We start from the raw sequence: 8,638 nt of genomic DNA, 5'->3' as shown, positions 1-8,638 counted from the left end.
AGCCAACGCTAAGCACATATTGTGCTGGTCGCTGCGCTCCCTTTTTAGCACAATATGTGCTTAGCATTGTCTGCCCCTGCTGTGGGCGTTAGCTGCCCCAAAGATCACAAAGCGGAGGATAGATGCCAAGTATTACATTTTATGGACCTGTTTTTTTAGCAGATGGAAAGTCTGATGACGATGGAATTCTTAACGAAATAACCGACACAAGAACTTTAAGAGAATATGACGGGTTTAGCTACGATGGAGAAGACAACCTCTTTTCAACATGGATACCCGATCACGATGATCCATTGCTAAATGAAGTAGAAATATCCGGTGGCCTTATGTCCTTTGAATATTTAGAGGAGTCACAATCTTTAATAGGTAAAATCGACTACAAGATTAATCGGCTTCTAAACAAAGAAGAAATTGAAGCCTTAACTGAATATACAGCTGGGCAATTACTTGACGGCATTGGTTCTGGCTTTCAGCAAGAAAGGATGCTCGAGAGACTTGATTGTCCCATTATCAACTACGAGGAATTCAAGGTTGATCAAAGCAGCTAACAAGCGGGTCAAAATCGCTTCCTTCGGTCGCTGGGACGCGCAAACAGCGCGTGCCCTTTACCCTTGTCGTTAGGCGTCCTGCAGAAATCAATTATGAATCAAGAAGTAGATATATTTGCCCCTGTAACCGACTTAGGTAAAGGAGACGCACTTGAAGCCTGGCGATGGCTGGTTGGTAAAAATGCATCAATTCGGTTGTTGACAGCGATGGGAGATATATTCTTTGTGAGAAGGCAGGGAATTTTTAACAGAGAGCGGGTTTATTTCCTTGACACCGGAGCCGGTCAAGTTGAACTTGCTTCGAAGTCATGGAAGTCTTTTCGGGCAATGATAACAACTATGGATAGTGTTCCAGGACATTGGTTTAAATACCGTTTGCTGGTTGAACTGTCAGATCAGTCGCTAACTGAAGGTTGTTGTTTCTCTCCTAAGAAGCCTCCCATTCTTGGTGGGTGTTATAAGAAAGAAAATTATAACCCCGTTTCTTGGGCTGTTCATGTAGATTTATCTGGGCAGCTACATGAGCAGATCAAAGATCTACCATCTGGAACCCCTATAAATAGTATCAGCTTAGAGGTTCAGGAGTGAGCAAAAGCCTAACCAGGCGCTGCTGAGGGACAGTTTACTTTATGCATCTTTGTGCAGCTCGCTACGCTCGCATTCTTGCACAAAGATGCATAAAGTAAACTGCCCCAGAGCGCAACGTTAGCCTACCAAGTTCACCGCCATAAAATGTAGTAAAAGAGGTCATCATGAACGAGAGTAATGAAGAAAATTTCGCTGAAACAGAGCTGGCGAGCCGAGCACGAAGATTCTTTGCGTCTAGCATAGATGCTATTATTCAGATGTTTCTCGCGCTCCCATTTTTTATATATTCAGGACAACTAGAAGCTATTTCAAAGGGGGTTAAGCCTGATTTTGATACCGCATTAATTAATGGTCTTTTTGGTTTTGTTGTATATTTGCTGCTCAATGGCTATTTCTTAAAAACGTATGGACAAACTATAGGGAAAAAACTCCTATCCATTCGTATTGCATCAAAAGATGGGGCGGTGCCTCACGTTAAACAATCTATCGGGCTTCGCTTTGTTCCTCTTTATGTGTGCACATTGATTCCTATTTTAAATGTTCTGTTAGTAATTGATCCTTTGTTCATATTCAGAAAAGATCGAAAATGTCTGCATGATCTAGTAGCAGGTACACAGGTTGTAAAGGCGTAGGCTAACCAGGCCAGCCAGTACGCTTCGGCGCTGCGCGCCTCCGCAGGACGGCCTACGCTATGCGCTGCGCGCATAAAAAGCGTAGGCCGCCTCTGCTGGCAACGTTATGTTCCAAATTAGATTCGAGGATATACCTTTATGGAAGATCAAGTAATAGTCGGAATAGTTGTTTTAGCTATAGCCTTTGTAGCAGTTCTATTCATAACCTTCAGAATGAAAACGCGTGTCAAAGAGCTTGAATCAAAATACTCAAAAATTATTGATGTCGATCTAGAAGTTGAGAAATCGAAGAAAGAAAAAGACGCTATAGATCAAGAAATAAAAACTCTTCGCGACAGTTATAAGGAAAAGCGAGCATTATTCGACAAATTGGTAAAAGAGGCCGCAATATATGACGAAGAAATTCAGCTGGCTGAACTAGGTTTTTACAAGCCTCATTTTGATTTTGATACATCCGAAAGGTACAAAGAGGAAATAGCTAGGGTAAAACAGGAACAGAAAGACTTAGTTTCATCTAAACAAGCAGTCTTTTGTACTACTGAGTGGTCTGTAGAAGGCAGCAAAGCAAAAGGCCGGACAATGACTAATCGCGCCATAAAATTAACTGCGAGAGCATTTAACAATGAGTGTGACGCGGCCGTATCTAATACAAGATGGAATAATGTTGATAGGATGGAGCAGCGAATTGAGAAAGCATACGATGCTATTAATAAGCTAAATCAATCTAATGCAGTTGTTATTTCACATGAATATTACTATCTCAAATTGAAAGAGCTTAGGCTTGCCTACGAATACGCGGAAAAGAAACAGCAAGAAAAAGAAGAGCAACAAGAAATTAGGCTCCAAATGCGCGAGGAAGCGAAGCTAGAGCAAGAAATTGAAAAGACTCTAAAAGAAGAGGAAAAATATAACAAACTGCTGGAAAAAGCCAGAAAAGAAGCAGAGAAAGCAACGGGTACTAAGTTGGATTCACTCAATCAAAAAATATCTCAGTTGAGTGAGGAGCTTAAAGAGGCTCATGAAAAGTCTGAGCGGGCCAAATCTATGGCTGAACAAACGAAGCGCGGGCATGTGTATATCATCTCGAATATCGGCTCTTTCGGCGATAATGTGTACAAAATCGGGATGACTAGACGGCTTGAGCCTTTAGATCGAGTTAAGGAACTTGGTGACGCAAGCGTACCCTTTACTTTTGATGTTCACGCAATGATTCACTCTGAAGATGCTCCAGCTTTGGAAAGCTCTTTGCACAAGAAATTTGACCAGATGAGACTCAATTTAGTAAATACACGAAAGGAGTTTTTTCGTGTCACTCTTTCAGATATTGAGAATGAGGTTCGAAAAATTTCACCAGATGCTGAATTCATTGAAACAGCAGAGGCTAGAGATTACCGTGAGTCCAAGAGCATTATTGCACAACGGGACAAAGAAAAAACAGCAAGTGATGTGGTTGAGACTTTTCCGGAAGCTATATAGTAAGAACATAACGAGTGCATGTTGTCGGACAGGTTTTCCGCTACGCTTCAAACCAGCCGCAAATGCGGGCGTTATATGAGGTCGGTGATACTATGGATAAATCAATGAAACACAGTATTTTAGTTTATCTTATTTTCCAGGTTATCCCAGTTTTAAGTATGGCAGAAGAACCTTCATTGGAAGGGCGTTGGGAAGCATACAGTTCTAGCAGTCAAGCTATATACGGAACGATTCTAATTGGCGAAAAGTTCGTTGAGTGGGGAGTTTTTAAAAATTTAGATTCTGGAAGTAATTTCCCTTGCAAAGCAAGGTATAGATTAGGTCAAAATCAAAAAGCTAAAATATTTTCGCTTGAATTGTTCGATAAAACGTGTGCACTTGAATTGATGAAGAATGCGCAATTTAGCGAAAATTTGAAGCTGTGGAAAATTGAAATAGTAGAAAATGAACAAACATATATAAATGCAAAGTTTTATGACATTAGAAATGATAATAGGGAGTCTGGGTGGGGGATTTTCACTAAAAAGAATGAATCTCAAGATTATCAAGTTACCTCTGAAATAAAAAAACTTGCAAAAAGAGTTGTTGCTAGCGAGGTAAAGAATATCGGTAAGCAAGTTGATTCACTCTCAAAACTAGAAGCGGTATATTTCACTGGAAATGAAGTCGTGTGGATTTATGAGAATAAAGTTGGAACAACTCCACCAAGCAGTTTACATGGTAGATTCAAAGAATTTATAAAACAACAAATGTGTCATAAAGGAAGCAAACAAGAGTCTGAAATTTTTAATAAATTAGTCGAAAATGGAGTATCTGCAAGGTTTCAATATAATGAAGGCGGAGAGGAAAAACTAACTGTCAAGATAAACAGCTGCAAGTAGCTGCTCGGTACTCAATCACATAACAATCGCAGGCAGGATGCTACGGCCCTTCGGGCCTCCGCGGGCGTTAAGTGTTCGCAAGAGTTTGAGAATGGAAGACGATAAATATATCGAATGGAGAAATCTGATTGGGGCATTCATGATTCGCTTTGCGGAAGTGGAGTTTGAAATAGCTAGAGCCCTTATTGATTTTAGCACTCAAAATTATGGCGAATTTAAGAATCTAGAGTTTAGTAAGAGGGTAAATAAATTACGTAATTTCATTTCCAACATGGAACTTTCCATCTCAGAAAGAAGTGAGCTCCACAAAATTATGGATGACCTTATAGAGCTTGCTGACATTAGAAATACAATAGCCCACAACCCAATACGAATTTCGTTGGAATCTATTTTTTTAGATACAGCATGGGATGAAATACGTTCTCTTAGAAACCAGGAAAGTGTGGTTACTCTTGACGTTCTTTCGAATAAGCTATCAAAGTTAATGGTAACAGAGGAAAGACTTCACGAATTAATTGGTAATGCCACATTTGAGCTATAAAAACTTAACCAAGCCATTAACTTCGCGCCTTCCGGCGCCGGACAGCCTACGCTACGCTCCGGCTGCCGGTTATGGCGACGTTACATTTCTATATCATGTATTTTATTAAATTGGTAAATCGTTGGTTCGAATACAGCTGGGTATTGCTTTTGGTAGCTGCCATCGTAGGCTCCATTGCGGTGATTTCGGCTACTGGAGCTGATGGCAGCCTAATTAATACGGCAGTTGATGTATTGCGGAATGCAAAAAGTAAGGGGGCGGGTTTGGTTGCTATTGCTATTGTTCTTGCTCCAATTTTTAATTTGTACGTCTGGCAGAAAATCACAATTTACATTCGAGAAGCCCATCTTGATGTTGTGAAATTTCAAGGGTTAAAAGTTAGAAAACCAATCCAATCAAAATCATCACTAGCTATTTGTATCGCATCGGGCATTCCGCTATTTTCAGTGTTTCTTTGGCTTTTCACCTATCATCTCGAGTTTTTTTGGGGTAGTGATAGGATATTTTGGTTCTCTCCTGGCATGTGGGTTGGTTTTGTTGTAGCAATAGCAATTCCTTTGTTTGGTAGCAAATTATTTCCAATACCGGCAAAGAAAGTTAGGGGCTACGTAGATAGTCTGGAGTAAGTGGTGCCAACAAAATGTAACAAACGCAAGCAGTATGCTACGGCCCTTCGGGCCTCCGCGGGACGCCCAACGCTATGCACATTTTGTGCGGGTCGCTGCGCTCCCAGTTTCGCACAAGATGTGCACAGCATTGGTCGCCCCTGTTGCGGGCGTTATAACGCGGAAGAGAAATGGGCGATTTTGAAAAGATATTACTTACGGCAGCAATGACAGTTCTTGGTGGATTTTTAATCCACTCGGCCTCGCAGCTGTTCTTAAAATTATTTATTGAACCGTTGCAAGATTTTAAAAAGTACAAGTTTGAAGCTATCTCGCTACTGGGATTTTACTCAAACAAATTGAACGCTCGTCTAAAATATGATGATAGTTTTGATGAGAAGGAGCGGTACTATAAGGCACAAGATGAAATTCGATTATGCGCTGCCAACTTAAAGTCTGCTTACTACTCTATTAACCCAAGATTTTTAGCCGTTTTTCTTCGTATCATACCGAACCAAGAAAATTTTAAGCAGGCTTCAAGAAATTTGATGTCACTATCCTTCTTGGGGAGCCTAAATACTGAAGATACCAAGGCTTCAGAAAACTATAATCGGGCAAGAAATACAGTTGCAATGCTTGGGGCGGAGTGGTGATCGGCAGTTATAACAAGCGACTGTGATGTCAAGCAGCTAGCTTGACGTCGCTCTGTCCCCAGTAAGTACCGTCTCTCACCATGGCATTCAGCACTACTATCATCTTCCTCATGCAGGCGGTCAGGGCGACTTTCTTATGTTTACCCTGAGCCACTAGACGTTTATAGAACTCTCGAATCATCGGGTTGTGAATTGTCGACGAAAGTGTGGCCATATAGAGAATGGTTCGCACGGGCGCTCTTCCGCCCTTGATGCGGCGCTTGCCTCTCTGCGAGCCGCTGTCTCTATTGAAGGGGGCTACGCCAACAAGGGCTGCGATTTCCTTGGGGTTCAAATTACCCAGCTCTGGGAGCTCTGCAATTAGTGTGGTGGCCAGCAATTTACCTACCCCAGGGACAGATTCTAGCTGTTCACGTTTGGCGCGCCAAAGCTCTTCCGCTTTGATGGTCTTATCCAGCTTTTCGTCGACCCTCTCAATTTCTTTTTCCAGGAATTTGATATGCCGCCGATAGTCAGCCTGGAGGTACTTCGGCATTATCTTGCCTCTGTTCTTCTCCATCGTCCGCATCGTCATAATCTGCCGCCGTCTAACCAGTAAGTCCTTGATTTGACGTTGTATTTTCGATTCAGGAGGCATTACCTCAGGCTGCATCACCGCGCCGAATTCGGCTATGAGTTTGGCATCGACTTTATCCGTTTTGGCGAGAATGCCTGCAGCTCCTGCATAGCGTCGGACTTTCAATGGATTCACTATAACGACAGGTATGCCTGCCTCGACCAACTGTTCATAAAACAAGCGTTCATAACGACCAGTCGCCTCGAGTACTACCCTCGCGATCTTGAATCGACGTATGGTCTTGATCCATCTATTGATCTCGGTTTTGGTGTTTTCTATTTGCCAATACCGATCTCGCTCGTGAAGTTGGATGTCGAGGAAACTCTTTCCTATATCTGCACCAATATTTACCCCTTCTGTAGCTTCTTTGCGCATTGTGAGAATCTCCCATCCTTGCTACATTCGGGCTCATGAGGCCCATTCGACTGTTCGGGTTATACATAGGGTCGGTGTGGCGCTACACGCTTGTTAACGGGCTAGGTTGAACCTGCTCCTGCCAGGCATCGAGCTGCCACACCGGTAACTTGTGGAGGCAAGTTACGGGCCTCACTTTATCGAAGATATGGGGAATCTGACCATACAAGGCCAGGCTGTACGCTCCGGCGCTGCGCGCCTCCGCGGGACGGCCTACGCTATGCGCTGCGCGCATAAACAGCGCAGGCCGCCCCAGCTGGCAACGTTAAGTGCACAAGGAGAGTCAAACATTGTTCGAGTCAAGTGAACTGAATGAAATTCTAAATATAGAGTTGGCTCGCGGTAACGAAGTAACTGAGGCTGGTGCTTGGCCACCAAAGTGCAAGAACTTGGTAATCCTAAAGCGTCGTTTCCACAAGCCCTATACCTTCGAGTCTTTAGAGTACCGTAAAATAAACGACCCGCATTATTGGTATGCGGAGTATTCAACAATTAATAGTGTGGAATGTTTGGCTTGCAAGTAGTTCAGCACTTAACAATTACGGGCAGTGAAGCTCCGGCCCTTCGGGCCTCCGCGGGACGGCTTACCTTATGCACGTTTTGCGCGGTCGCTTCGCTCCCATTTTCGCGCAAATCATGCATAAGGTAAGCCGCCCCTGCCGTGGGCGTTAGGCGCTAAGGAGAGCTTAAAATGGATAGCAAGGAGAAGTTGGCGGGTTGGGCACTGGTAATATATGCCGTTTTATCACTTGCGGCAGCATCTATTGCGTGCATCGTGTTCTACTTGTTCTTTTTCACTGAACTTCCTGAACTCTTAGTTTGGATCTTCATTGCCTTCTTGGCGGTATTGATATTAATAAATTCCGTTGGCCTGGCTGCGGGTATAGGGCTAATTCAAGAAGATAGTGGTGCACATACATTAGCGGTTCCCTATTCAATTTTTTGTTTACTCAATTTTCCCATCGGAACAGTGGTCGGCTTTTTCTATCTCTGGGTATATTATGAGCGACGCGCCTAACCAGGCCAGGCAGGATACTCCGGGCCTGCGGCCCTCCGCGGGACAGCTTGCCTTGCGCACCTTTTGCGCGGGTCGCTGCGCTCCAATTTTCGCGCAAAAGGTGCGCAAGGTAAGCTGCCCCTGCTGGCGGCGTTATGCATCTGGAGCATCATGAAAATCCTGCGTGAACAAACAATCTGTGAATGGGCAGGTGTTGAGCCGCAAAAGCCTGAAGCAGGTACAAAATTGGGTGTCGCGCTCGGTACGCTGGGCTCTGGGCCGATCAATGGACTCCGGCATAAGCCGGAAAATGGTACGAACGGTTGGTATATCTGGTGCGGTGAAGTCATGTCACAAGATCACGACTTCTTTTCACCACTCCACGTCGAGCATATTCAAGAGTACTTGCCAGAGGTAATGGAGTATCTGGATTTGCCTCCTGGTTACCGTTTTCTCATTGATGGAAACAACTACGAAGATGTCTGGTATGAGGCTGAGTTGCTAAATGCCTAGTATCAACTTTGAACCGCGACAAAAGTAGTTACTTGCCATAGTACATTTGCTCTGGTGTCTTGTACGCAAATCTTTTCCTAGGGCGGGTGTTGAGCTTTCGTGCAATGTCATCGCATTGTTGCTGCGTCAGCCCCATCATCGTTTGTCCCTTCGGGAGGTATTGTCTTATCAGGC

The 8,638-nt window shown here is 43.7% G+C and carries 11 protein-coding genes and 1 pseudogene; 10 read left to right on the top strand and 2 right to left on the bottom strand.

All coding sequences use genetic code 11. The features are described 5' to 3' along the window. Positions 1 to 122 precede the first annotated feature (122 nt). The 8 genes from IG627_RS20270 to IG627_RS20235 all read left to right on the top strand — a co-directional run bounded on the left by IG627_RS20270 (position 123) and on the right by IG627_RS20235 (position 5,924). Entirely contained in the window at positions 123 to 548 is a 426-nt protein-coding gene (locus tag IG627_RS20270) for a hypothetical protein (RefSeq protein WP_193195068.1), read from the top strand. Between the two features lie 93 nt (positions 549 to 641). After that, complete coding sequence (locus IG627_RS20265; protein ID WP_193195066.1) at positions 642 to 1,136, top strand: T6SS immunity protein Tdi1 domain-containing protein; 495 nt, start codon at positions 642 to 644, stop codon at positions 1,134 to 1,136. Between the two features lie 164 nt (positions 1,137 to 1,300). Continuing rightward, positions 1,301 to 1,768 carry an RDD family protein gene (locus IG627_RS20260; RefSeq protein ID WP_193195064.1) on the top strand — a complete coding sequence of 156 codons (468 nt, stop codon included), beginning with the start codon at positions 1,301 to 1,303 and terminating at the stop codon, positions 1,766 to 1,768. A gap of 138 nt (positions 1,769 to 1,906) precedes the next feature. Next, a complete protein-coding gene (locus tag IG627_RS20255) occupies positions 1,907 to 3,244 on the top strand; it encodes a DUF4041 domain-containing protein (protein WP_193195061.1) in 1,338 nt (445 codons plus the stop codon). A 92-nt stretch (positions 3,245 to 3,336) separates the two neighbouring features. Continuing rightward, a complete protein-coding gene (locus IG627_RS20250) occupies positions 3,337 to 4,125 on the top strand; it encodes a hypothetical protein (RefSeq protein WP_226865496.1) in 789 nt (262 codons plus the stop codon). 91 nt (positions 4,126 to 4,216) lie between these two features. Then, complete coding sequence (locus IG627_RS20245; protein WP_193195057.1) at positions 4,217 to 4,666, top strand: hypothetical protein; 450 nt, start codon at positions 4,217 to 4,219, stop codon at positions 4,664 to 4,666. Positions 4,667 to 4,761: 95 nt separating this feature from the next. Beyond that, the gene (locus tag IG627_RS20240; RefSeq protein ID WP_226865495.1) at positions 4,762 to 5,292 is read left to right on the top strand and encodes a hypothetical protein; all 531 of its coding nucleotides are present in this window, start codon (positions 4,762 to 4,764) and stop codon (positions 5,290 to 5,292) included. A gap of 170 nt (positions 5,293 to 5,462) precedes the next feature. Further along, positions 5,463 to 5,924, top strand: a complete 462-nt coding sequence (locus IG627_RS20235) for a hypothetical protein (protein WP_193195053.1) — start codon at positions 5,463 to 5,465, stop codon at positions 5,922 to 5,924. A 28-nt stretch (positions 5,925 to 5,952) separates the two neighbouring features. Here IG627_RS20235 and IG627_RS20230 read toward each other — a convergent pair whose 3' ends face one another. After that, positions 5,953 to 6,915 (bottom strand): IS110 family RNA-guided transposase, encoded by a 963-nt coding sequence (locus IG627_RS20230; protein WP_193195051.1) that lies wholly within the window; start codon positions 6,913 to 6,915, stop codon positions 5,953 to 5,955. 730 nt (positions 6,916 to 7,645) lie between these two features. Here IG627_RS20230 and IG627_RS20225 point away from each other — a divergent pair. Then, entirely contained in the window at positions 7,646 to 7,972 is a 327-nt protein-coding gene (locus IG627_RS20225; RefSeq protein ID WP_193195049.1) for a hypothetical protein, read from the top strand. A 150-nt stretch (positions 7,973 to 8,122) separates the two neighbouring features. Continuing rightward, positions 8,123 to 8,464, top strand: a complete 342-nt coding sequence (locus IG627_RS20220; protein ID WP_193195047.1) for an immunity protein Imm33 domain-containing protein — start codon at positions 8,123 to 8,125, stop codon at positions 8,462 to 8,464. A gap of 28 nt (positions 8,465 to 8,492) precedes the next feature. Here IG627_RS20220 and IG627_RS20980 read toward each other — a convergent pair. After that, positions 8,493 to 8,638, bottom strand: a pseudogene (locus tag IG627_RS20980) (IS30 family transposase); the annotation flags it as partial.

The sequence above is a fragment of the Microbulbifer taiwanensis genome (genome assembly GCF_014904815.1).
GTDB classification, from domain to species: Bacteria; Pseudomonadota; Gammaproteobacteria; order Pseudomonadales; family Cellvibrionaceae; genus Microbulbifer; species Microbulbifer taiwanensis.
This window is presented reverse-complemented; position numbering and strand designations above follow the sequence as displayed.

Excerpts from the sequence above, each read along its gene's own strand:
- IG627_RS20270 (WP_193195068.1), top strand. The coding sequence starts at position 123 with ATGCCAAGTATTACATTTTATGGACCTGTTTTTTTAGCAGATGGAAAG.
- IG627_RS20265 (WP_193195066.1), top strand. The coding sequence starts at position 642 with ATGAATCAAGAAGTAGATATATTTGCCCCTGTAACCGACTTAGGTAAA.
- IG627_RS20260 (WP_193195064.1), top strand. The coding sequence starts at position 1,301 with ATGAACGAGAGTAATGAAGAAAATTTCGCTGAAACAGAGCTGGCGAGC.
- IG627_RS20255 (WP_193195061.1), top strand. The coding sequence starts at position 1,907 with ATGGAAGATCAAGTAATAGTCGGAATAGTTGTTTTAGCTATAGCCTTT.
- IG627_RS20250 (WP_226865496.1), top strand. The coding sequence starts at position 3,337 with ATGGATAAATCAATGAAACACAGTATTTTAGTTTATCTTATTTTCCAG.
- IG627_RS20245 (WP_193195057.1), top strand. The coding sequence starts at position 4,217 with ATGGAAGACGATAAATATATCGAATGGAGAAATCTGATTGGGGCATTC.
- IG627_RS20240 (WP_226865495.1), top strand. The coding sequence starts at position 4,762 with ATGTATTTTATTAAATTGGTAAATCGTTGGTTCGAATACAGCTGGGTA.
- IG627_RS20235 (WP_193195053.1), top strand. The coding sequence starts at position 5,463 with ATGGGCGATTTTGAAAAGATATTACTTACGGCAGCAATGACAGTTCTT.
- IG627_RS20230 (WP_193195051.1), bottom strand. The coding sequence starts at position 6,915 with ATGCGCAAAGAAGCTACAGAAGGGGTAAATATTGGTGCAGATATAGGA.
- IG627_RS20225 (WP_193195049.1), top strand. The coding sequence starts at position 7,646 with ATGGATAGCAAGGAGAAGTTGGCGGGTTGGGCACTGGTAATATATGCC.
- IG627_RS20220 (WP_193195047.1), top strand. The coding sequence starts at position 8,123 with ATGAAAATCCTGCGTGAACAAACAATCTGTGAATGGGCAGGTGTTGAG.